25 protein-coding genes are annotated in these 20513 nt (G+C 64.7%); 11 read left to right on the top strand and 14 right to left on the bottom strand.

What is annotated here, in order from left to right; all coding sequences use genetic code 11:
- The first annotated feature begins 220 nt into the window (after positions 1-220).
- From LB557_RS08650 to LB557_RS08635, 4 genes are all read left to right on the top strand, one after another.
- On the top strand, positions 221-1168 hold the full coding sequence (locus LB557_RS08650) for a substrate-binding domain-containing protein (RefSeq protein WP_015316808.1): 948 nt from the start codon (positions 221-223) through the stop codon (positions 1166-1168).
- Positions 1169-1280: 112 nt separating this feature from the next.
- Positions 1281-2867 (top strand): sugar ABC transporter ATP-binding protein, encoded by a 1587-nt coding sequence (locus LB557_RS08645; RefSeq protein WP_263496720.1) that lies wholly within the window; start codon positions 1281-1283, stop codon positions 2865-2867.
- Positions 2864-3880 (top strand): ABC transporter permease, encoded by a 1017-nt coding sequence (locus LB557_RS08640; RefSeq protein WP_023774610.1) that lies wholly within the window; start codon positions 2864-2866, stop codon positions 3878-3880. The genes LB557_RS08645 and LB557_RS08640 overlap by 4 nt, the downstream gene beginning before the upstream one ends.
- A gap of 117 nt (positions 3881-3997) precedes the next feature.
- A complete protein-coding gene (locus tag LB557_RS08635; protein ID WP_224713047.1) occupies positions 3998-5311 on the top strand; it encodes a hypothetical protein in 1314 nt (437 codons plus the stop codon).
- Positions 5312-5356: 45 nt separating this feature from the next.
- Here the strand turns inward: LB557_RS08635 and LB557_RS08630 are convergent, their stop codons facing one another.
- From LB557_RS08630 to LB557_RS08615, 4 genes are all read right to left on the bottom strand, one after another.
- Complete coding sequence (locus LB557_RS08630; protein WP_224643344.1) at positions 5357-5929, bottom strand: hypothetical protein; 573 nt, start codon at positions 5927-5929, stop codon at positions 5357-5359.
- The gene (locus LB557_RS08625; RefSeq protein WP_224643343.1) at positions 5926-6546 is read right to left on the bottom strand and encodes a hypothetical protein; all 621 of its coding nucleotides are present in this window, start codon (positions 6544-6546) and stop codon (positions 5926-5928) included. Before LB557_RS08625 ends, LB557_RS08630 begins: the two co-directional genes overlap by 4 nt.
- Complete coding sequence (locus LB557_RS08620; RefSeq protein ID WP_224643342.1) at positions 6543-7169, bottom strand: hypothetical protein; 627 nt, start codon at positions 7167-7169, stop codon at positions 6543-6545. The genes LB557_RS08625 and LB557_RS08620 overlap by 4 nt, the downstream gene beginning before the upstream one ends.
- 102 nt (positions 7170-7271) lie before the next feature.
- Complete coding sequence (locus LB557_RS08615; protein WP_224643341.1) at positions 7272-7634, bottom strand: hypothetical protein; 363 nt, start codon at positions 7632-7634, stop codon at positions 7272-7274.
- Between the two features lie 181 nt (positions 7635-7815).
- Here LB557_RS08615 and LB557_RS08610 point away from each other — a divergent pair, with 181 nt between their 5' ends.
- Complete coding sequence (locus LB557_RS08610; RefSeq protein WP_140824354.1) at positions 7816-8118, top strand: hypothetical protein; 303 nt, start codon at positions 7816-7818, stop codon at positions 8116-8118.
- 156 nt (positions 8119-8274) lie between these two features.
- Here LB557_RS08610 and LB557_RS08605 read toward each other — a convergent pair whose 3' ends face one another.
- Positions 8275-8970 (bottom strand): XRE family transcriptional regulator, encoded by a 696-nt coding sequence (locus LB557_RS08605; protein WP_181166485.1) that lies wholly within the window; start codon positions 8968-8970, stop codon positions 8275-8277.
- Positions 8971-9549: 579 nt separating this feature from the next.
- Between LB557_RS08605 and LB557_RS08600 the strand changes: the two genes are divergently transcribed.
- Positions 9550-10188, top strand: coding sequence for a GcrA family cell cycle regulator (locus LB557_RS08600; protein ID WP_140824355.1), 639 nt, complete (start codon positions 9550-9552; stop codon positions 10186-10188).
- Between the two features lie 117 nt (positions 10189-10305).
- Here LB557_RS08600 and LB557_RS08595 read toward each other — a convergent pair whose 3' ends face one another.
- A complete protein-coding gene (locus LB557_RS08595) occupies positions 10306-10608 on the bottom strand; it encodes a DUF982 domain-containing protein (protein WP_411970540.1) in 303 nt (100 codons plus the stop codon).
- 93 nt (positions 10609-10701) lie between these two features.
- Positions 10702-10983, bottom strand: coding sequence for a DUF982 domain-containing protein (locus LB557_RS08590; protein WP_140617911.1), 282 nt, complete (start codon positions 10981-10983; stop codon positions 10702-10704).
- Positions 10984-11075: 92 nt separating this feature from the next.
- On the opposite strand from LB557_RS08590, the gene LB557_RS08585 reads away from it, so the two are divergent.
- From LB557_RS08585 to LB557_RS08575, 3 genes are read left to right on the top strand one after another with little or no spacing between them, the layout of a single operon-like run.
- Positions 11076-11690: a YdaU family protein gene (locus LB557_RS08585; protein WP_224643339.1), complete on the top strand. Its 615-nt coding sequence runs from the start codon at positions 11076-11078 to the stop codon at positions 11688-11690.
- Positions 11611-11982, top strand: a complete 372-nt coding sequence (locus LB557_RS08580; protein WP_140876472.1) for a hypothetical protein — start codon at positions 11611-11613, stop codon at positions 11980-11982. The genes LB557_RS08585 and LB557_RS08580 overlap by 80 nt, the downstream gene beginning before the upstream one ends.
- Before the next feature lie 38 nt (positions 11983-12020).
- The gene (locus LB557_RS08575) at positions 12021-12614 is read left to right on the top strand and encodes a DUF6456 domain-containing protein (protein ID WP_224643337.1); all 594 of its coding nucleotides are present in this window, start codon (positions 12021-12023) and stop codon (positions 12612-12614) included.
- Between the two features lie 111 nt (positions 12615-12725).
- On the opposite strand, the gene LB557_RS08570 is transcribed toward LB557_RS08575, so the two are convergent.
- The 4 genes from LB557_RS08570 to LB557_RS08555 all read right to left on the bottom strand — a co-directional run bounded on the left by LB557_RS08570 (position 12726) and on the right by LB557_RS08555 (position 17019).
- Positions 12726-13079 carry a hypothetical protein gene (locus tag LB557_RS08570; RefSeq protein ID WP_140788398.1) on the bottom strand — a complete coding sequence of 118 codons (354 nt, stop codon included), beginning with the start codon at positions 13077-13079 and terminating at the stop codon, positions 12726-12728.
- A gap of 249 nt (positions 13080-13328) precedes the next feature.
- Positions 13329-15356: an acyltransferase family protein gene (locus LB557_RS08565; protein WP_224527277.1), complete on the bottom strand. Its 2028-nt coding sequence runs from the start codon at positions 15354-15356 to the stop codon at positions 13329-13331.
- A gap of 268 nt (positions 15357-15624) precedes the next feature.
- Positions 15625-15927, bottom strand: coding sequence for a hypothetical protein (locus LB557_RS08560; RefSeq protein WP_015316825.1), 303 nt, complete (start codon positions 15925-15927; stop codon positions 15625-15627).
- Positions 15928-16434: 507 nt separating this feature from the next.
- On the bottom strand, positions 16435-17019 hold the full coding sequence (locus LB557_RS08555) for a TetR/AcrR family transcriptional regulator (protein WP_140663505.1): 585 nt from the start codon (positions 17017-17019) through the stop codon (positions 16435-16437).
- A gap of 103 nt (positions 17020-17122) precedes the next feature.
- On the opposite strand from LB557_RS08555, the gene LB557_RS08550 reads away from it, so the two are divergent.
- Positions 17123-17938: an oxidoreductase gene (locus LB557_RS08550; RefSeq protein ID WP_015316827.1), complete on the top strand. Its 816-nt coding sequence runs from the start codon at positions 17123-17125 to the stop codon at positions 17936-17938.
- Between the two features lie 27 nt (positions 17939-17965).
- Positions 17966-18967: an NADP-dependent oxidoreductase gene (locus LB557_RS08545; protein ID WP_224643111.1), complete on the top strand. Its 1002-nt coding sequence runs from the start codon at positions 17966-17968 to the stop codon at positions 18965-18967.
- 47 nt (positions 18968-19014) lie between these two features.
- Here the strand turns inward: LB557_RS08545 and LB557_RS08540 are convergent, their stop codons facing one another.
- The 3 genes from LB557_RS08540 to LB557_RS08530 all read right to left on the bottom strand — a co-directional run bounded on the left by LB557_RS08540 (position 19015) and on the right by LB557_RS08530 (position 20509).
- Positions 19015-19698, bottom strand: coding sequence for a GntR family transcriptional regulator (locus LB557_RS08540; RefSeq protein WP_140725075.1), 684 nt, complete (start codon positions 19696-19698; stop codon positions 19015-19017).
- A 48-nt stretch (positions 19699-19746) separates the two neighbouring features.
- On the bottom strand, positions 19747-19941 hold the full coding sequence (locus LB557_RS08535) for a hypothetical protein (RefSeq protein WP_224596980.1): 195 nt from the start codon (positions 19939-19941) through the stop codon (positions 19747-19749).
- Positions 19942-20131: 190 nt separating this feature from the next.
- Positions 20132-20509 (bottom strand): hypothetical protein, encoded by a 378-nt coding sequence (locus LB557_RS08530; protein WP_140876466.1) that lies wholly within the window; start codon positions 20507-20509, stop codon positions 20132-20134.
- Between the last annotated feature and the right edge of the window lie 4 nt (positions 20510-20513).

Below are 20513 nucleotides of genomic sequence, written 5' to 3'. Positions count from 1 at the left end.
AAGTTGCTGTCCTGGCTGTTATATCGATGTTGCACAAATGGTTGACCCTGGGTTAGCATCCTCTTGTTGACGCCGATCGGAGGAATTTAGGCGGCGGTCAGCTGGAGCGGCATGCGTTCTTGGCGCAAGGAGGATGCTCCAACACTTTAACCGGCGCATGATCCTTCCTGAAACCGGTCCCGGTTTTTAGGGGCCGTGCGCTTCTGTGGAGGAGGAACCCATGAACAGACGCGAATTCCTGATGACGTCCGTGGCCGCGGGCGCCATGATGCTCGCCGCACGCTCGGCTTTCGCCGAGGACAAACTCACCATACTGGGCTCGGTGCCCAGTCTCGGCTTTCCGTTCTTCGTGCACATGCTGAATGAGATCAAGGCCGAAGCGCAGGCGCAAGGCGTCAACCTGACCGAGAGCGACGGCCAGAACTCGGCCACCAAGCAGACCGCCGACATCGAGGCGGCGCTGGTGCAGAAGGTCAACGCCATCGTCATCTCGCCGCTCGACGTCAACGCGCTGGCGCCAGCCATCGAGGAAGCGGTGAAGGCCGGCGTTCCCGTGGTGACGATCGACCGCCGCGTCGACGGTGTCCAGGGCATTCTGGCCCATGTCGGCGCCGACAATGTCAAGGGCGGCGAGGCGGAAGCCCAGGCCGTGGTGGCGGCGTTCCCCAATGGCGCCAAGCTGTTCCACCTGCAGGGCCAGCCGGGCGCGGGTCCCGCGATCGACCGCAACAAGGGCGTGCACAATGTGCTTGATCCGCTGAAGGACAAGTACCAGATCGTCTACGAGCAGACCGCCAACTTCGCCCGCGCCGAGGCGCTGACGGTGACGGAAGCCGGCCTTGCCGCCAACGGCAAGCCGGACGCCATCATCTGCGCCAATGACGACATGGCGCTGGGCGCGCTCGAAGCGTGTGCCGCGCGCAATTTCAGCGACGTCAAGATCTACGGCTTCGACGCGCTGCCGGAAGCGCTGGTGGCCGTGCGTGACGGCAAGCTCGCCGGCACGGTCGAACAGTTCCCAGGCAAGCAGTCGCGCACCGCCGTGCAGATCGCGGTCGCCTACGCCAAGGACAAGACCGAGCCGAAGGAGAAGCTGGTGCTGCTCACGCCTATCGTCATCGGCAAGGACAATCTCGATAAGGCGGAGAGGTTGAGCGAGACGAAGTAGGGGCGGGTGGACATCGGCCGATTGGCGAGGCGGGCAGGACAGCACCCCCCTCTGTCCTGCCGGACAGAGGGGGGTGTTCAAGCACAGCCTGAACCGCATCAAGGAGCACTCCTTGTCTCCATCTGAAGCCGCATCCCCCATCCTGCTAGCCGTCGAGGGCGTCACCAAGCATTTTGCCGGCGTCACCGCGCTGAGCGATGTCTCGCTCGATGTCCGCGCCGGCGAAATCCTCGGCCTGCTTGGCGAAAACGGCGCGGGGAAATCAACGCTTCTGAAAATCCTGTCGGGCGTCATGCCACCGTCCGGCGGCCGCATCACCTTCGACGGCGCCGAGTACCAGGCGGCGAGCCCGCAGGAGGCCAAGCGGCTGGGCATCGTCACCATCTACCAGGAACTCAGCCTGATCCCGACGCTGACCGTGGCGGAGAACATTTTCATCGGCCGCGCGCCGATCGGCCGGCTTGGGCTGGTGAGCTGGCGCAAGATGGAACAGGATTCCCGCGCCATCATTGCCCGTGTCGGCCTTACCATCGATCCGATGACGCCGGTTTCGGCGCTGTCGGTGGCCGAGCAGCAGTTGGTCGAGATCGCCCGCGCGTTGTCCTTGAAAAGCCGGCTGATCATCATGGACGAGCCGACCTCGGCGCTGACCGAGACGGAGGTGCAGAGGCTGCTGTCGATCATGGACCGGCTGCGCAAGGACCATGTTGCCATCATGTTCGTCACCCACCGGCTGGACGAGGCATCCGCCATCTGCGACCGCATGACGGTGCTGCGCGACGGCAGGCTGGCGGGGCATCTCGAGCGTCAGGGCGGGCCCATCAAATTGCCCGCCATCATCGAAAAGATGGTCGGCCGCGCCGCTTCCGAACTTTACGCCCGTCCGGCGCAACGCGCGGCGGCCGGCGATGTGGTGCTGTCGGTTCGGGGCTTGCGCACCGTGCGCGATCCCGAAGCGCCGCACGCCATCGTGCTCGACGGTGTCGATATCGACCTCAAGGCGGGCGAGATCCTCGGCGTCGCCGGTCTTGTCGGCTCCGGCCGCACGGAACTGGCGCGCGCCATTTTCGGCGCCGACCGCATCGCGGCGGGAACGATCACGCTCGACGGCAAGCAGATCGCGCCCGCCTCGCCGGCCGACGCCATCGCGCTCGGCATCGGGCTGGTGCCGGAAGACCGCAAGCACCAGGCGATCTTTGCGGCACTTGGTATCCTGCCGAATTTCTCCGTCGCGTCCCTCGGGCGCTTCAGCAACGGCTTCGGCTTCATGGCCGAGCGGCGCGAGCGCGACGCGCTGTCGGGGTTCAGGAAGATGCTGTCGATCCGCATGGCTTCGGCCGAGCAGGCGATCGAGGGCCTGTCGGGCGGCAACCAGCAGAAGGTGATCCTGGCGCGCTGGCTGGCGCGCGACCCGAAAGTGCTGATCGTCGACGAGCCGACGCGCGGCGTCGATGTCGGCGCCAAGGCGGAGGTGCACCAGATCCTGGTGCAGCTGGCGGCGCGCGGCATCGCGGTGATGATGATCTCGTCCGAGCTGCCCGAGGTGCTGGCGGTGTCGGACCGCATCGTCACCATGCGCAAGGGGCGCATCACCGGCGAAATGCCGGGCGTCGAGGCAAACGAGGAAAGATTGATGGAACTGATGGCGCTCGACAGGCAGGATGCGGCGGCACAGGATGCGGAGGGGCAGGCACGATGAGCATCGCCGAGGAACAGAGCCAGCGCGGCGGCGTGACGATCGCGCGGCTTTTGATGAGCTTTGGGCCGCTGCTGTTCCTGGCGGCGCTGGTCGTCGTCTTCACCGTGCTGAAGCCGAGCTTCATCGACCCGATCAACCTGTTCAACATCACCAGGCAGATCTCGATCACCGGGCTGATCGCGCTCGGCATGACCTTCGTCATCCTCACCGCCGGCATCGATCTTTCGGTCGGCTCGCTGCTCGCCTTCTGTGGCATGGTGGCGGCCGTGGTCGCCAAGGGCGGCACCGCCAACACGCTGTCGCTGTCCACGTCAGGCACGCAAGGTTTTGGCTGGTTCGCGGCGTTGCTCGCTGCTGTCGTGGTCGGTGCGCTCGCCGGCGGCGTGCAGGGGTTCGCCATCACAAGGCTGAAAGTGCCGCCCTTCGTCGTCACGCTGGGTGGGCTGACGGTGTTCCGCGGGCTGACGCTGACCATTTCCAACGGCGGCCCGATCTCCGGCTTCGACGCCTCGATGCGCTGGTTCGGCACGGGGCTGATCGGTCCGGTGCCGGTGCCGGCGATCATCTTCGCCATCGCCGCCATCCTGTGCCATATCGTGCTGCGCTACACCCGCTATGGCCGCGCCGTCTATGCCGTCGGCGGCAATGCCGAGGCCGCGCGGCTGTCGGGCCTGCGCGTCGATCGTATCCTGGTCTCGGTCTATGTCATCGTCGGCTTCTTCGCCGGGCTCGCCGCCTTCGTGCTGTCGGCCAGGCTGAATTCTTCCGAAGCGGTCGCCGGCATCGGCTACGAATTGACGGTGATCTCCGCTGTCGTCATCGGCGGCACCTCGCTGTTCGGCGGCATCGGCTCGGTCGGCGGCACGGTGGTGGGGGCTGCCCTGATCGGGGTGCTGCAGAACGGCCTGCAGTTCAACAACGTCTCGTCCTACACGCAAAGCATCGTCATCGGGCTGATCCTGATCCTGGCGGTGGCGTTCGACCGCTGGCTGAAGTCGCGGGTGAGGCGATAGGAGCAGCAAGGGTTGTGCGCTCACCCCAGCCATTTGCCAGGAAGCTGCCCCCATTTCTTGCAAAACATCCGCGCCTTGCTAGAAAGGCTTCGCGCGGGGGCAGCGTGAAAGAATCTCATGGTTGCCGACATCATCAGGCCGATCAGCTTGAGTTTTTCGCTGCTGCGGCGCTTCTGGCCGCAGCTCGTGGCGCTGGTGCTGGCCGGGGTGCTGGCCGGCGATCTCCTGCTGCAGCTGGCTGCCAGGGTGGCGCTCGCCAACCATTTCGCCGGGCTTGCCATGCTGACGCTGGTGGCGCTGGCGCAGCTGGTGGTGACGGTTGCGATGTTCCATGTGCTGCGGCCGGGCCTGCCCAATGTGCTGGCCGCGCAGCGCGGCGCGGACAAGGCCGCGGCCTCCGAGAGCGAAGTCGCTGGCAAGGAGGCGGGAGGTACTGACCGGCGCGCCTCGCGGCTGGTGCGCATGATCACCATCGCGCTGCTGCCGTTCTTTGCCTATTATGCCGCCTGGGGGTTCCTCGGCGATATCGTGCGCCAATATTCGCGCGCCTCGCTCGAACAGGCCGATTTCGGCCAGAGCGGCAATGTGCTCGACGTGCTCGATTCGCGCTGGCTGCTGATTTCGGTCGCCGTGTCATGGCTGATCCGCCGGTTGGCCAAGTTCATGCAGACGAAGACGACGGCAACGTCGTTCTGGCAGATCGTGGTGGTGATCTGCGAGACCAACTGGATCTTCGTCGGTCTCTACGTCATCAGCCGCTGGAAGGACAGCGCGCTGCACTGGCTGATGAGCCGCAATCTCTGGTCCGTGCTGCAGGCGTCCATCGACGGGCTGGCGAGCCCGGTGACGGCGACGAGCGCCGCACCTGTGGTGCCGGTCGAGATCACCTCGATCGCGCCCTCGACGGTGGCGGTCAATCTGTTTTTCTACATGCTTTTGCCGCTGATCTGGCTGGTGATGGCGGCGCTGATCTATGGCTATGACGTGCGCGACGACGCGGCGTTGATGCGGGTGGACAGCCGCGTCGAGCGGTTCGGCCGGCGCTATGCCGGACTGCCGAAATTCCTGCGCGATTTCGTCGAGCATTTCATCGCCGGCTACCGTTCGCGCTATCTGCCAATCGCCAATGGCGTGCGGCTGACGGTGAGTTCCAGCCTGGTGCTTTTGTGCACGCTGATCGTCGGCTACCGCCTGCTCGACTGGGGCGCGGCCTGGCTGTGGCTTGGCGCGACGCGGCTGATTGGCCCGCACGAGCTCGATGTCTGGCAGATTTTCTCCCATGGACTGACGCTGCTGTTCGGCAGCCCGTTCCAGGATTCCTCCACCGGCATTTTGATCGAGCCGATCAGGATATGTTTTCTCGCCGCCGTGCTGGAGACGGCGTTCTCGCTGCCCAAGCGGGTGACCGAGACTGTCGAAGCGCGGAAGTAGAGGATTTGTTGGCGCCGGCCTTGCAGAGCCGAGCCTGGGGCGCTGTCACTTCGGCGGCCGCTGGAAACGCAGATACCACGGCCGTTCGCTGCCCAGCCCGACGGCGGGGCGAATGGTTTTCACCGCGTCCTCGGGCACGATGAAGGTGTCGCCGACGGTGATGACATCGCCTTTTTTGGCGCCGGAGAAGATGGCCGAAGCGCAATTCATCACGCCGTCGGGCAGGCTGACGCCGCTGATGAAATCGGGCAGCCAGCGGCGCCGGGCGGCATCGGTCAGCATCAGTTTGCAGCCCAGCCATTGTTTCTGCAGGTCTGGGTCGCCAATGGTCACGGTGAAGGTAGCGATGACGGCGTAGGCGTGGTTGGGCAGGCGGCCGGCCTTGCCGCCGCGCAAATCGGCCAGTTTCCAGCCGCTGCCGCCGAACGGCACGGATTGGCCGAACTCGACATCCCTGGCGATAAGGTCCTCGCCATGCAGCCATTCGCGGACGCTGTCATGGCTGGTCTCGGCCAGTGTCAGCGGCAGCAGGATGGCGAGCGCCATCAAGCCGCGCCGGCGCCATCGTCGCTCGGATTGCCGGTCCACGGTCGGGGTGTCTGTCGAAACGGCGCTCATGTCTTGCCCTGCGGTGTCTTGTCCTGCGGTGTCAGGCCCGGCGCCGCGTCGAGGTCGAATTCCGGCAGGATGTCGGCCGGCTGGCCGTCAGCGCCGGTCGGCAGCGCGTCGAGGCTGATGCGGGCCTGCGCGTCGAGCGGGCCGAACTGGCGCGCCGATATCAGCAGCCTGGCGCCGCGGATCTGGTCCGGTGGTACCTCGAAGACGAACAGGCCATGGTTGTCCAGGCCCGGATCGACGCCGTGCGGCGGCATGTCGGGGCGGTAGCCCAGCCGCTCCGTCTGGTGATATCGCAGCCCGGTCGGACCTTGCCAGAAGCCGTCGGCGACCGCCGTGGAGGTGCTGGTCGCGGTGAGGTTTGTTATTACCACCGCCCATAGGCCGCTGGTCGTCAAAAGCTTTTCCTGACCGAACTGATTGGTCTTGAGCTGGCGCGCGAAGATCACCTTGTCCAAGCTGACAGCGAAGCTGCGCGCGCGCACCGTGTCATGCATCGAACCATCGATGGGGATAGGTGCGGTGAGGTCGGCATAATGCGGCTTCGTCATCTGCATGCCGTAGCTCAGCACCACGGTGGCGCAAAGGATCGCGAGATTGCCAAGCACGCGTATCCTCATGGGCCGCTTTCCGGCTGCCCACTCTGAGACTGCCCACTCTGCGACTGCCCGGCCGTCGGCAGGTCGGCGACCGGCAAGGTGACGGTGCCGAGCCGGTAGGGGTTGTACCAGCCTGGTGTGCCATAGAGATTGTCGCGCGGCTTGAAGATCTCGGCGGTGACGCCGAAGGCGAGGCTTGCCGGCACGGCGGCGTCCCCGGCAAGCGGCCAGACATAGGCCATGCGCTCGGTCATGCCGGGATGCAGTTCCGGCGTCATCGTGGGATCGCGTGTCAACACGATCATCGGCACGGGATCGGACAGGATGACGCCGTCCGGCGCGAAGACGTTGAAATAGCCCTTGTCGGATTGCGCGGTGCGGTTGGTCATGTCGACTTCCAGCACCAGCGCCTTCTGGCCCGGCTTCAGCGGCACGCCGTGGACCCTGGCATGGCCGACATAGGCGCGCACCGGCTGCAGGCGCCAGCGACCGGCCTCGATGACGGCATCTGGCGGCAATTGTGGTGGACCATGGGCGGGCAGGGCGCCGAATGCCCCCATCAGGCCGGCGACGAACAAGGCGGCAATGGTTCCCGCGCCGGCCGTTATCCAGGTCTGAACTTTTGAGCGGGCAGTCTTGAACATTCCAATTATGTGCGTCGAACGAACAGGCACCCCAGGCGCAATCTAGAAAGAAAGATCAGGGATTGAAACCCGCAAATGGCTCGGTCCAGCCGTGCTCGGGCCTCAGGCTGCTTCAAGTGCCCAAAGACGATGGCCGAAACGGCGGAAGAAGCGCGCCACGAGCCGCTGCTGCTTCGCCCGGGCGAGATCGGCCAGGCGCCGTTCCTGGCGCCAGCGCGGCATGTTGCGCCAGCCGGCGATAAAACGGGCTGTATCCTCGACAGCTTCGTGCGCCGACAGCGCCGGGCCGATCGCGGCCAGGAACAGCGGCTCCGCCTGCTTCAACTCATCAATGACGGCCTTGCGCCTGAAATGATCCAGGCGGGCCTGCACGATGCCGGTGCGGCGGATCGCCTCGAAGGCTTCGAGCAAGGCGGGACTGTCGCCGGTGTAACCGCAGGCGCGGGCGAAATCGGCGGCATCCATCCTTGCTCCCGGTCCTGGCGCGAGGTGATCCCGCGCCGACTCATATTTGCTAGTTATATATAAGCATAACTCAAACAGACATAGAAGGGAGACTTTTGGAGAGTTTGGAAACTGCGACTCGACTCCTGCTTCGAAACACGGGAAGATAGGAACAAAGCACGAACAAAAGGACGGAGAAGTGATGGCGTTGCCAGGCAGGGAAGCAGTGATCGCGCAGGTCGCCTCACTGTCGGTCGAGTGCGCCGATTGCGGCCGCAACAGGTGGTGGCGGCCCGATCAGTTGAAGCGCTTCGGTGTGAATGGGAGCACGCCGCTGGCCGCGCTGTCGGGCCGCATTGTCTGCTCGGCCTGCCGGGCCGACGGGCTGCCTGGCACGGCGATCTCGATCCAGGCCGCTTTCATCGACGAGCGCCAGCGCGTGCGCTCGGAAGCGCGCATGCTGAGCGGCCGCGACGTGCCGCTGGAGAGGTCGAGACGAGCTTGAGGGCGCCGGCTGGCCAGTCGTCAGCAGACGTCGTCTTCGTCGAAGAGGGCAACGTCTCGCCCGCCGTGAAAGGCTTGCAAGACCGTCACGGTGTTGTCCTTGACGCTGAATGCTATCGTGGCTCGCGGGCGATAGCCGACGCCACGCAGGCCCGGTCTAGTATCCCAGCAGTTCCTTCAGCGGAATCACCCGCCAGACGTGCTTGATGGCGTAGCGATTGAAGGTCAGCGTCTTGGGCGGATTGTACTGCTCGACCACCAGCTCGCCCGCCGTGCGCCGGACCAGTTTCTTGATGAAGGCCTTGCCGTTCTTCTCGTTCTCGTCGGGAAAGGTCTCGATCACCACATGGTCGCCCGGCACCGCGTCGCGGCCGCCGCAATAGATCATGTCGCCGGGTTCGTAGCGCGGCACCATGGAATCCGAGAGGACATGGAGCGCGAATACTCTCGGCAGGTTGCGGACCCCTGGCGGACGCTGCACGTATCCTGCCGGCTCGCCGTTGAAGGTGAAGTCGCCGTCGTCGCCGCCGACGGCGGCGCCCAGCACCGGAATGTCCATCGCTCCGGCCGGCAGCGGGCCGGCGTCGGTGACGATCTCGGCGTCCGCCACCGGGCCGGCATCGTCGAGGAAGACAACCTGCCCTTGGCCCAGCGCCACGGGGTCGACGCGCAGGAAGGCGGCGGTCTTCAGCAAGTTTTCGGTCTTGGGCAGGTTGCGCCCGGTTTCCCAGTTGCCGACGGCGGCGACATCGGTGTCGTTGTGCTCGGCGATGTGGCGCATGACCAGGCCACGCTGCTTGCGTGCCTGGCGGATCGCGGCCCCGACCCTGATCGACAGTTGCGTTTTCACCATGGCCTCATGTGACCGGCAAGTCCCGCTTTCGTCCATGAAAGAATGGCTTGCATCATTTTTTGAGTTATGCTTATATCAACTCATGCAAAAGCTCAACCCTCTCAGAGTCGACAGCACCTCCAGACCGGCCTTGCCGGCCTGCCCTTTCCCTTCCGCCCCGGCCGCCTCCTCCCCGGCCGGGGCGAAGCGCGAAGCCGATTGCCTTGGTGCATCGGCCTTGCGTCCGGTCCGCCCGTTCCCGGCGGCCGGAACGGCCGGAGCCGCCGCTCCCCGCGGCTCCGGCCCCCCATTCGACCCGGCCGCGGGTGTTGCCTGTCGCACGCAGAACGGCACCGTAGATCCGTACGAGCCGATGACGGGCAGGGCTGGTTCGGCCCCCCGATAGAGACCTGGCGCGGGCGCGGCTTGCGCGCCTCGCCGCAGGTCGCCCGGCGAGGCTGAGAGCCGGCTCGTCCACAGCAATCCCAGCGGCCGACAGGCCGACCAGGCCCGACAGCGCCCATGACGGCCGCGGGCAAACCCCACGCTTGCCTGACGGCGCCGTCCACGGCGGCCGCTGGCCGCGCAATGGAGACGGACATGGCAAGCTACAGTGACAGCGAATTGCAGGCGATTGCCGCCTGGCTCGGGGATGGGCTTTCCGCCTCCAGGATCGCGGCGGCGTTCAGCGCACAGCGCGGCAGCCCAGTATCGCGCAACGCCATTATCGGCATCGTCCATCGCAATGCCATGCTGGGCGCGATCGGCTTCGCCAATGGCAAGGGCCCGTCGGCAGCTGGCACGGCGATGGCCAAGGCGGCGAGCCGAGCCGCCAAGGCGGAACCTCCAACGAGCCGTGCCGGCGCCATCCCGCAGCCGGGGAGCACACCGGCCGTGCGGCCGAAGCAGGCCCCTTCGCCCGTCCGGCCACGGCTTTTCCAACGCGAGGCGGGCGTGCTGATCGCTGATGGGCAAACCTACCGCTTCAAGGTGCCGGCGTCGCCGCGCGGTCCTATCGGCCGGCAGCCGCATGGCGTGGCCATGCGCTTCATCGATTGCCTGTTCACCCGCTGCCGCGCACCGCTCGACCTGGCGCTGGAGGAAGATGCTAAAGATGGTGCGTCCGGCGGACGGCCCGGCCAGGACATGCTGTGCTGCGGCATGCGCATCACGGCGATGAAAAGCTACTGCAGCTATCATCAGGCGCGCTTTCACCGCCCTGTTTGCGAAGCCGGGTGAAGCTCGGTCCCTTCTCCCCGTTGAATGGAGGAAAAGGCGCTTCTCACGCCGCCGTCACCAGTTTCGATCGCCGCCAATACCGGGAGAATTACCGTGAACGCCTATCGCGCCGCACCGCTATTTCGGCATCTGGCGCCCTTGTTTGGGCGGCTGCACCGACCGTCGCTCCAGCATCGTCGCCGGGCCGCCACCGGCAACCAGAATGCCGGCAACCCGGGCAAAGCCGGTGAACACTTTCATTGCATCGGATTGCGAGATCTGCGCCGCGATGGCGGCGCTGCAGGCGTTGAGGGCGCTGCGATAGACGTGGCCCCGCCGCTCGATCGGCCAGCGCTGCAGGAAATCGGCGGCCTCGCTGACAGTCTCGATCTCCTCGACGTGGCCGTCCAGGGAGACTTTGAGCGGCACTCCGGTCTTCATCGTACCCACGGCATTCACCTTCGGTGCTGGCGCGGCTCCCGAGCCGACGCTCATAAACGCACAAGGCCTGCCGCCGGTTGCATCGCGGCCGTCTCAGGGGCTCGCCGCCGCGTCGAGCCACTCATGCGCGCGGCTTCTTGGCTTGGCCACCAATATGCCTTGTTGCCTGGCCGCCTCGCGGAAGGCCTCGAAGGCGGGGCGCGGGCAGCAAGTGCCTTCGACCGCGAGCCGGACGAGCCGCGCCGCCTCGAGATAGCCCGGCGCGGTTTTGTCGGGCCATTGGTGACGAAGCGCTGTCGCCGCATCGGCCACCGAGCCGACCAGCATGGTCTTGTTGTCGCAGAAACGCAGGGTCACCGGCATGAAAGCCGTCATGGGCAATCCTCCCTTGGGCATGGACGCGTCACAACGTCCGGACCGGCGGCGGGTTCCATTAGCGCGGCTGTAAGAACGAGGTGGTGCGCGGCATGAGCGAACGGCCCTTCATGCAGCTCTACGTCTCCGATTTCATCGGCGACACGCTGCAACTCTCGACCGAGCAGATCGGCGCCTACATGCTGCTGCTGATGGCGATGTGGAACGCCGGGGGAAGCCTGCCCGATGATGACGCGAGGCTGGCGCGCGTGGCGCGCCTGCCGTTGAAGCGATGGCGCGCGATCAGTGCCGAGCTGCTCGCCTTCTTCGAGCGCGAGGGCGACGAGATCGGCCACAAGAGACTGACGAAGGAGCTGCGCAAGGCGCGGCTCAAGAGCGAGGCGAGAGCGGCCGCCGGCGCGCGCGGCGGAGCCGCCACCGCCTTGAAAACAAAGGCGCATACCCAAGCAAATGCCGATGTTTTGACGCGGCATTCTCCAGAGTCCAGAAACCAGATGGAAAAAGCTTCGGCTTTTTCAGCGCGCGAAGGGCGCGAAAGACCGGGCCGGCTCAAAAAGCCGCCGGGCTGGACCAGGCCGAAAACCCACGGGGACGCCGCCACCGCCATCATCGAGGAGATCCGCGGATATGACCACGGCCGAACTGCAGCAGGCAACGAAGGCGCTGGCGGCAATGTTCTCCTGCTTCCCGCAATCCGCCCTGACTGACGTCGAGATGCAACTGCGCGGCTACCTCGGCGCGATCAGGGATGCCGAGCTGGGCGACCTGCAGGCCGCCATCCAGCGCTTCGTGCGCGGCGAGGTGAGGAGTTGCAACGCGCAGTTCTGCCCTTCGAGCGCGCAGCTCTGCATCGAAGTGCGCGAGCGGCGGGTGATGCGGGAGTTGCTGGCGCGGAGGGGCGCCGGCCTGGTTTCCTCGCCTGTGCGAAGCGGGGGAGAGGCGGCCCGGCGAAGCCGGGACGGAGAGGGGGACGCCGTCGGCCACGCCAGAGCCGACTGAGAATTGGCCACCACTCGAACGCAACCAAGGAGCCACCCATGCCCAAAAAAACCAAGGCCGCCAGGCCGCAAGCGCCGAAACTGCCGAGAGGCGAGGCCGAGCAGGTGCGCATCCGTCGCGAGGTCGGCCATGATTTCGCGCTGAAGGACGATGCCTTCGGCCGCAAGCGGCTGACACCGGGCACGGCCGAGGCGCGGCGCGTCTACGAGGTGTCGAATGACGGCCACACTTCCACCGGCGGCATCGTGCGGGTGCGCAATGTCGACCCGCTGCTAGGCATCACCTCGCTGACCCGCCAACAGCGCGAGGCCGGCATGTGCTACCGCGAGCACTTCCGGCGCAGCCAGCAGGCCGATATCAAGCCGATGCGCTGGACGGAGCGCGTCGACGGCGGCCGCATCGGCGGCGGCATCGCCGACAGCGTGCTCAACGCCGGCCACACGCACGCCGCCGCGACACGGGCGCTCGGGCATTGGGACGTGGCGGCAATCGTGCGGAAGGTCGTCTGCCTGGAACAGCCGGTGAAGACCGTGGCCGAACAGGATGGCGAAGGCCGCGACGTGGTGACAAGGCTGTTGAAGGTAGGGCTCGACCTGCTGGCCGTGCACTATGGGATGATGATGAGGCGTTAGGGTTAGTTCAACCCCGACGATGCGGGCGCGCCGGCAGATGCTGGTGTTTTACGCAAGCCGGACGGCAATATTGATCCGGCCGGCTAACGCCGGCCGGGCCAAATCCCAAGGTCAGTAGCCGCAGACCCGCACTCTCTCGATCACACGGTGGTGGTGACGCCAATGCTTCACCAGCTCGGTATGGCAGCGGCGATGGTACATGCCGTAATAGCGCGGCCGGTAGCCGTCGTCGTACACGCCATAACGATAGTGGTGACGGCGGTAATAGGCACCATCATCGGAGTAGCCACCGTAATAGTCGCTATCGTCGGAGTAGTGACGGTAATAGTCGCGATGTCTGGGAACGTAGTAGTCGTCATCATAGCCGTTCCCGATGCCGAGCGTGATGCTGGCGGCATTTGCCGGAGCGATCACCGCCATCGCCGAAGCGACCGCGATCACGGATGCAAGCAAGAGCTTTTTCATGACAACCTCCTTCTTAAGGTGTGCCTAATAAACGCTGCAGCCGCGGCCCTGTTCCCATAAATCGGTGAATCGATCGTTCGAGCTGGTGCCGTGGCGGCAAAGGACCTGTCGGGCGATGCCGCCCTGGCCATACCTGTCAGCATGGTGAGGGGCGTTTTGAACCTTGGCCGCCGCCGTCCATTTCCCCTGGATGCAACGGGGCCGAGTAAGCGGGCGCGCTTCCTTTTCCCACAAGGGGAAAGGAACCCTCTAGAACAGCGCCTTTTCCAGCGGTCCTGCCAATGTCTCAGCAAAGGCCGTCGCCAGATGATGCCTGTCGCGGAAGGCGAGCTTGCCGTCGATGAAGACGTGGCATTCGGTCGGGCCGCAGAAGCGGTCGGTGAGGTCGACATAGAGCGTGTCGGGGATGCTTTTCACCACCGCGCGCTCGGCGGCGGCCACGTCGTCATTGGCGGCCTCGGCCCTCGGCGTGTCGCACAGCGACGGCGCCTCGCGCCACCACAGCGCGCGGGCGACGCAGGCGTTCGCGAAGCTGTCGCCGATCGGCGTGTCGCGGATGACGGCGGCCTCGACGCCAGCCTGGCTGAAGGCCTCCAAGGTGGAGCGCAGGCCAGCCTGCCAGCGAGCTATCTCGGCCTTGCGGCTGGCGGCGGACATGTCGCGTGTCAGATTGCCGATCGAGAACTCCGAGATCACCACCAGGCGCGGCTTGCTGCGGATAATGTCTGAAATCGCCTGTTCGCGCCAGGCGTCGCATTCGGTGTAGTCGCGCTTGAGCACGGCGTTGAAGGTCGACAGGCGTGAAGCGCGGCACGAGGATTTGAGGTAGGTGATCACTTTGGTGTCGTTGCGTTTTGCTGCCTCGACCAGCGGCGTCGACCAGTGGTCGGCATGCGAATCGCCGAACAGCACGATGGTGTGGGCGGCGTCGGCCGGCCCGAAGGTGCAAGGTTTCGGCTCCACCGTGTGAAAATCGAGCAGGCAGTCCTTGTCGACGGCGCGCGCGATGGACGGCTGTTCGGCGGCCTCTTCGATGCCGCGCTGGGTGGGGTCGATGTTGCGCGTGGCCAGATGCGCGTTGGCGTAGGCCGCAGCCACGCCGGCGGCGGTCAGCACGAGGGCCGGGGCGAGGGCAAGCCCGGGGAAAAGCCGAAGCGGTCCTGCGGCCGGGCTGGCGTCGAAGCGAAAGGCTCTGGCTGTCGCCGCCAGCCAGTCGCCGCGCCGCGCGGGGTTTTCGATCAGCCGGTAGGTGGCCGCCGACAGCGCCAGCGCCAGCACGGCGCAGCCGATGCGCTGCGCCACGCCGAGGTCGGGCTGCAGCATGGTGGCATAGACGATGACGGGCCAATGCCAGAGATAGAGCGAATAGGAGAGCGTGCCGACCCACTGCAAGGGCGGCAGCGAGAGCATGGCGGCGGGCGCCAAGGCCCGCCAGCGAGTCCTGGCCGGGGCATCGCCCTGCTCGCCGGCGCCGTTCAACAGCACCAGCACGGAGCCGGCAACTGGCAGCAGCGCGTACCAGCCGGGGAAGGGCAGGTCTTCGCTCAAACAGAGATAGGCGACGGCGATTAGCGCCAAGCCCAACCATCCCTGTGCCGCCCGCAGCCAGGATTGATGCCGCCACAAGATTGGCGCGGCAAAGGTCGCCAGGCCGCCGGCGGCGAATTCCCAGGCCCGCAGCGGCGAGAAATAGAAAGCCCAGGCCGGCGAGAGACTGGTGAGCCAGAGGCACGCCGCGAAGGAGGCGAGGCCGACGGTACCGATCACGACCACCGTCATGCGCCGGCCCCGATGCAGCCAGGCGGCGAAGACAAGCAGTGCCGGCCAGACGAGATAGAACTGCTCCTCCACCGACAGCGACCAGAAGTGGATGAAGGGGTTGCTCAAGGCATCGGCGGCGAAATAGTCGAACGACCAGCGCAGCAGCCACAGATTGATGGTATAGGCCGCGGCATACATGGCGCCGCGCGAATAGAGCGCCTGTTCCTGCGGCGCCATGATGAAGGTGCCGATGGCGAGCGTGATCAGGATGACGAAGATGGCGGCCGGCAGAAGGCGCCGTGCGCGCCTGGCATAGAAGCGCCAGAGGTCGAGCCGGCCGGTCTCGGTGATCTCCTGCATCAGATGCGTGGTGATCAGCCAGCCGGAAATGACAAAGAAGATGTCGACCCCGGCAAAGCCGCCAGGCAGCGCCGTGAGGCCAAAATGGTAGGCGACGACGCCGCCAACCGCCAGCGCGCGCAAGCCCTGTATGTCAGGCCGAAACGATGCCGCCACGACAGCTCCTTCGTTTGCGCCCAGCCGTCACCTGTCCGGCCGGGTAGCCGGTATTGCAATGCAGCATATATTTCGCAGTGCAACATGACCAGAGCAAGGACGCTGTTTTTTCCTCTTCTTGAAAAAAGCGGGAAATGTGTTGATCGAGGCAAAAACTCGTGGGGTCAGGCACTTGGAGTGGGGGCCGAATGAGTAGCGGCAGGGCAAAGCACGGCGGTCACGAAAACAGCCCCGCGAACGGGGCTGTTTTCACGGCTGCGGCGCGTTATCAACTGCCGCCGTTCAATTTCACGCTGCTGCAGAACTCCGGATGCGTGTTGGTCGGGTTGGCGTTCTTGGCCTCGTCGGCGCAGGCGGTCTTCATGGCGGTCTGGTCCTCGGGCGTGAGGGCCTTCCAGGCTTTGACGAAGTCATCATTGCCGACCATCTTCTTCATGCCTGAGTCCGTGTAGAACGGCTTCATCTTGGCAGGATCGTCGAGAGCGGATGTTCCCGTGCTGCCTCCCGCGAGAGCCGAACCGGTGGCCATCGAAAGCGCCATCGCGCCAAGACAGATCATCTTGATGTTCATGACTGGATCCTTCCCTGTTGCTTTGTGATCGTCGAAGCAACGATCAAGGTTATAACGAAACAGTTTGCCCGAAAGTTCCGGTTTATCAGACCAAGATTCCCTAATTCCACCAAAATGTGTTCTGTCTAACCTTTGAAATATTTGCAATATTTGGAACGCGAGCCACGGCTCCAGGCGACTGCTTGGTTTTGAGCAATCTTCCCCGCTGCTGCTCATCGCCGTTGACGCTGGACGACCAGGCTTCAGGTCGTCTGGACAACTTCGCGGCTCGCGGATGGTTCCGGGTTCCGGCAGGACGGCCTTGTCGCCGCACAAAAAAGGCCTCGCGGGCGCAGCCAGCGAGGCATTGATTGGAGGGACTTGTCATCGCCTCAGGAAGCGATTGCGCAGCAACGAGGCCGGCTTGCGGAAAGTTTCAGCGCCCAGCGACCGTCAAGCGCCTCTGCTACGAAACCCAGCTTGCCGGCACCTTGCAGACTTCGTCTGAGCCTACAACTTCGCTCGAACCTAGGAGGAAGCCTCGCTATCCCGCTGGATCAGCGTGCGCGCCGCGTCTGCCCCTGCCGCCAGGATGCGTTCCGAGAGTTCCGTTCCGTCCACGGCGCGGGCCATCTGAAGGGCGCCGATAAGGGTCGCAAAGATGCCCAGCGCAACGCTTTCCCGATTCCGGGTCCGCGGCGGCAGTTCCGCCGCCACCTGGCGCACCTGGGTCAGCAAGCGCTCGGTATAGAGTTGACGTGTTTCGGAAGGCTCGCGTGCGATCTCCGGCAGCAATGCGGCGGACGCGCAGCCCTGTCCCGGATTGTCCCGGTGTGCCGTCGACAGATAAGCGTCGATGGCCATATCCAGGCCGCCGGCAGCCAAAGCTTCGCGGATCTGGTCCGACTGATCCTCCAAGGCCGCTGCCACGGTTTCACGGACAAGCGCCGCCTTGGATTGAAAGTGCGGATAGAAGGCCCCGTTGGTCAGGCCGGCGTCTTTCATGATGGTTGCGAGCCCGGACGCAGCGATACCGTCACCGCGAAAACGGTTGGCGGCAACCTCCATGATCCGGCTGCGCGAGGCGTCCTTCCGGCCTTTTTCATAGCGCATGGCTGCGATTCCTTTCTTCTATTGCATGATGAGTGTAATATGATATTACGAGCGTAATTCTAACGAGGCGAAAAAGCTAGCCCTCATGATTTTGGAGCACCAAATGAACAGGAATTCGGGAAAGACCGCGCTCGTCACGGGAGCCTCCTCGGGCATCGGCCGCGCCAGCGCGGAAGCGCTGGCGCGAGCGGGATTTACCGTGTTCGGCACAAGCCGCCGCAAGCTCGGCGACAGCCCGAACGGAGTAACCATGCTGGTTTGCGATGTGACCGACGACAAGGCCATCGATGCACTCGTTTCAACCATACACGCGCAGACCGGCCGCATCGATCTGCTGGTCAACAATGCCGGCGTCGGCATGTTTGGAGGAGCCGAAGAATCCTCGATCTCGCAGGTGCAGGCGCTGTTCGACGTCAATCTGTTCGGCGTCATGCGCGTGACCAATGCGGTGTTGCCGTCGATGCGGCGGCAGGGCGTAGGACGCATCATAAATATCGGCTCGATCCTGGGATTGGTACCCGCGCCATATTCGGCGCATTACTCCGCGGTCAAGCACGCGCTCGAAGGTTATTCGGAATCGCTCGATCATGAGATTCGTGCCTTCAATATTCGCGTCTCGGTCATCGAGCCGGCATTCGTGCGCACCGTCTTCGACCAGAATGGAATAGAACCGGATTCCGTGCTGAAGGAATACGATCGGGCGCGAGCCGGCTTCAAGGCGTTGCTTGCCGATGTGATGCCCAAAGCCGATCGGCCGGAAGTGGTGGCGGATGTGGTCGTCAAAGCGGCGACCGCCAGCCAGCCGCGCCGGCGCTACACCGCGGGCAAGGCGGCCCGGCAGGTCAGCCTGCTGCGTCGCTTCGCGCCCGCCGGGATGTTCGACAAGACCTTGCGCAAGCAGTTCCGCTTGCCTGCCTGAGCAAACGATTTTCAGAAAGTGACCATGATGAAAGCCTTTGTCGTCGACAAATATCAGAAGAAGGGCGCCCTGCGGCTGGCCGAAATGCCAGAGCCGGATCCGCGGGACGATGATGTCCTGGTCGAGATCCATGCCGCCGCCGTGAACCTCCTGGATGCCAAAGTCCGGGACGGAGAGTTCAAACCCATCCTGCCCTATCGCCCGCCCTTCATTCTGGGCCACGACGTGGCAGGGATCGTCGTGCGGGTCGGATCGAAAGTCCGCGGCTTCAAGCCAGGCGACGAAGTCTATGCCCGGCCGCGCGATGGCCGGATCGGGACATTCGCGCAATCCATAGCCATGAACGAAGCCGACGTGGCCCTGAAGCCAAAAAACCTCAGCATGGAAGAGGCCGCCTCGATCCCGCTCGTCGGCCTGACTGCCTGGCAGGTGCTGGTCGAGAAAGCCAAACTGAGGAAGGGCCAGAAAGTCTTCATCCAGGCCGGTTCCGGCGGTGTGGGGACCTTCGCCATCCAGCTGGCGAAGCATCTTGGCGCGACGGTCGCGACAACAGCGAGCGCGGCGAGCACCGATCTGGTCAAAAGTCTCGGCGCCGATATCGTCGTCGATTACAAGAAGGACGATTTCGAAAACGTCCTGCAGGGCTACGACGTTGTCCTGAACAGCCAGGACGCCAAGACGCTCGAAAAATCGCTGCGCGTTCTGAAGCCGGGCGGCAAGCTGATCTCCATCTCCGGTCCCCCGGATTCCGACTTTGCCAGGAAACAAGGCCTCAACATCGTCCTGAGGCTGATCGTGGGCCTGCTCAGCCGTGGCATACGCCGCAAGGCAAAACGCGCCGGTGTCGACTATTCGTTCCTGTTCATGTGGGCGCAGGGCGACCAGCTGGGCAAGATCACGTCGCTCATCGAATCCGGCGCCGTACGCCCCGTCGTCGATCGGGTCTTCCCATTCGAACAGACCAACGAAGCATTGGCCTATGTCGGGACCGGACGGGCAAAAGGCAAGGTCGTCATCAAGGTCAGATAGAATGGCGCGGCAGCGGCGCGTCACCTGTACCCCGGCACTGTCCGTCATCATCCTTGGCCGGCGTCGCGGCCCACCGGTCCCATCTCGACCTCCCTCAGATAAAACGCCTTGCTCGGCTGCAGGTGATCGACACAGAGCTGCGCCAGCACCCAATTGTCGCTGCGCTTCAGCGCCTCGATCATCATCAGATGATGCTGGCGCGAGATTTCGAGCTTGTCCCGGTCGGCCAGCGAATTCGCCCGTACCGGCAGGCTGAGGCGCATATAGTGCTCGATCGAGGACACGAGATAGGCGTTGCCGCAGGCCGAGAACATGGTGAGGTGGAAGCGGTCGTTGGCCTCATGGATGCCTCTGAGGTAGCCGGCGTCGACATGGGTGCTGTAGACGCGGTGGATCTCGATCAGCTCGGCGATCAGCGCTTCGCTCGCCGGCAGCCGGATCATCAGCGCGGCCTGGCGCTGCAGCATCTCGCGCACCTCATATATCTGGCGGACTTCCTCGGGGGCGAGCCGGCGCACCGTGGCGCCCTTGTTGCGCTCGCGCGTGGCGACGCCAAGCCTTTCCAGCTGGTAGAGGGCCTGGCGGATGGTGTGGCGCGAGACCGGGAAGCGGGCCAGCAGCACGTCCTCGACCAGCCGCGTGCCGGGCGCCAGCCGGCCAAAGATGATGTCTTCCTCCAGCGCATGGACGATATCGGCTTCCTTGCCGCCATAGTCGACCGTGTTGAGCATCGCGATCCTCTTGCTGGCCCGGCCAAATCGTCATTGGCCCAGACCACTCTAGCGTTCGCGCGCGAGGCTGGCCACAAGCTGGTCGAGGCTGACGACGCCGCACATCCGCATCGCGTGGCGCAGGCTGATCCTGCCGACTTGCTGGCGCATGATGACCGGCAGGCAGGCCTGCCCCGCTCCGGTCAGCACGAAGGCCTGGCCGACCAGGACCGGTTCGGAGAAGGGCGCCCACTGCACGGCCACGAATGGGACCTTCGGCCAATATCGCTGCTGGACAGGGAAAGGCCCGCCACCGACGCGACTCGTGACGGGCCTTCCGAGTACGCCGGGCTTCCCACCGCCCGGCCATTTGCAAAACCAGCCGGCGGCGCGATCGTTCCATCAGGAAGCGCGGGCATCTCTGGGAGACGGGCTCACGGACCTTTGCGGGTCACTATTTGTGGATGAGCCATTCTATCAAGCCGGTCTCGGCCAGCTCGCAGCCGGTAAACTCGTGAACCAGGCTTTTGGCCAGATCGCGCCATTGACACTCGGGCACGTTCGCTTGCGAGACCAGATCTCGAAATACAGCGCGCAGAATGTCGGCATCGAACGCTGAGACGGCAACGGGAACCGGGTCTGTAGCTTCCCAGGCTTGACCGTTGTCATCGCGTTGGAAAAGGCGTTTCAGAAGCTCGCGCGATTGCGCGATCGCGCGCCTGGAATGGTCCATTTCGCGGCGAAAGGCGATGTTTCCAGCAATGGAACGATGTCGTAGCAGGAAGCTGGCTTCGATAGCTGCCCGCGCCACGTCTATATGGCTTCCAACCATCGCT

Source organism: Mesorhizobium sp. BR115XR7A (assembly GCF_020165315.1).
In the GTDB taxonomy this organism is placed as follows: Bacteria; Pseudomonadota; Alphaproteobacteria; order Rhizobiales; family Rhizobiaceae; genus Mesorhizobium; species Mesorhizobium australicum.
Note: the sequence above shows the minus strand (reverse complement) of the source record. Positions and strands in the feature narration are given on the sequence as shown.

Excerpts from the sequence above, each read along its gene's own strand:
- LB557_RS08650 (WP_015316808.1), top strand. The coding sequence starts at position 221 with ATGAACAGACGCGAATTCCTGATGACGTCCGTGGCCGCGGGCGCCATG.
- LB557_RS08640 (WP_023774610.1), top strand. The coding sequence starts at position 2,864 with ATGAGCATCGCCGAGGAACAGAGCCAGCGCGGCGGCGTGACGATCGCG.
- LB557_RS08635 (WP_224713047.1), top strand. The coding sequence starts at position 3,998 with ATGGTTGCCGACATCATCAGGCCGATCAGCTTGAGTTTTTCGCTGCTG.
- LB557_RS08630 (WP_224643344.1), bottom strand. The coding sequence starts at position 5,929 with ATGAGCGCCGTTTCGACAGACACCCCGACCGTGGACCGGCAATCCGAG.
- LB557_RS08625 (WP_224643343.1), bottom strand. The coding sequence starts at position 6,546 with ATGAGGATACGCGTGCTTGGCAATCTCGCGATCCTTTGCGCCACCGTG.
- LB557_RS08620 (WP_224643342.1), bottom strand. The coding sequence starts at position 7,169 with ATGTTCAAGACTGCCCGCTCAAAAGTTCAGACCTGGATAACGGCCGGC.
- LB557_RS08615 (WP_224643341.1), bottom strand. The coding sequence starts at position 7,634 with ATGGATGCCGCCGATTTCGCCCGCGCCTGCGGTTACACCGGCGACAGT.
- LB557_RS08610 (WP_140824354.1), top strand. The coding sequence starts at position 7,816 with ATGGCGTTGCCAGGCAGGGAAGCAGTGATCGCGCAGGTCGCCTCACTG.
- LB557_RS08605 (WP_181166485.1), bottom strand. The coding sequence starts at position 8,970 with ATGGTGAAAACGCAACTGTCGATCAGGGTCGGGGCCGCGATCCGCCAG.
- LB557_RS08600 (WP_140824355.1), top strand. The coding sequence starts at position 9,550 with ATGGCAAGCTACAGTGACAGCGAATTGCAGGCGATTGCCGCCTGGCTC.
- LB557_RS08595 (WP_411970540.1), bottom strand. The coding sequence starts at position 10,608 with ATGAAGACCGGAGTGCCGCTCAAAGTCTCCCTGGACGGCCACGTCGAG.
- LB557_RS08590 (WP_140617911.1), bottom strand. The coding sequence starts at position 10,983 with ATGACGGCTTTCATGCCGGTGACCCTGCGTTTCTGCGACAACAAGACC.
- LB557_RS08585 (WP_224643339.1), top strand. The coding sequence starts at position 11,076 with ATGAGCGAACGGCCCTTCATGCAGCTCTACGTCTCCGATTTCATCGGC.
- LB557_RS08580 (WP_140876472.1), top strand. The coding sequence starts at position 11,611 with ATGACCACGGCCGAACTGCAGCAGGCAACGAAGGCGCTGGCGGCAATG.
- LB557_RS08575 (WP_224643337.1), top strand. The coding sequence starts at position 12,021 with ATGCCCAAAAAAACCAAGGCCGCCAGGCCGCAAGCGCCGAAACTGCCG.
- LB557_RS08570 (WP_140788398.1), bottom strand. The coding sequence starts at position 13,079 with ATGAAAAAGCTCTTGCTTGCATCCGTGATCGCGGTCGCTTCGGCGATG.
- LB557_RS08560 (WP_015316825.1), bottom strand. The coding sequence starts at position 15,927 with ATGAACATCAAGATGATCTGTCTTGGCGCGATGGCGCTTTCGATGGCC.
- LB557_RS08555 (WP_140663505.1), bottom strand. The coding sequence starts at position 17,019 with ATGCGCTATGAAAAAGGCCGGAAGGACGCCTCGCGCAGCCGGATCATG.
- LB557_RS08550 (WP_015316827.1), top strand. The coding sequence starts at position 17,123 with ATGAACAGGAATTCGGGAAAGACCGCGCTCGTCACGGGAGCCTCCTCG.
- LB557_RS08545 (WP_224643111.1), top strand. The coding sequence starts at position 17,966 with ATGAAAGCCTTTGTCGTCGACAAATATCAGAAGAAGGGCGCCCTGCGG.
- LB557_RS08540 (WP_140725075.1), bottom strand. The coding sequence starts at position 19,698 with ATGCTCAACACGGTCGACTATGGCGGCAAGGAAGCCGATATCGTCCAT.
- LB557_RS08530 (WP_140876466.1), bottom strand. The coding sequence starts at position 20,509 with ATGGTTGGAAGCCATATAGACGTGGCGCGGGCAGCTATCGAAGCCAGC.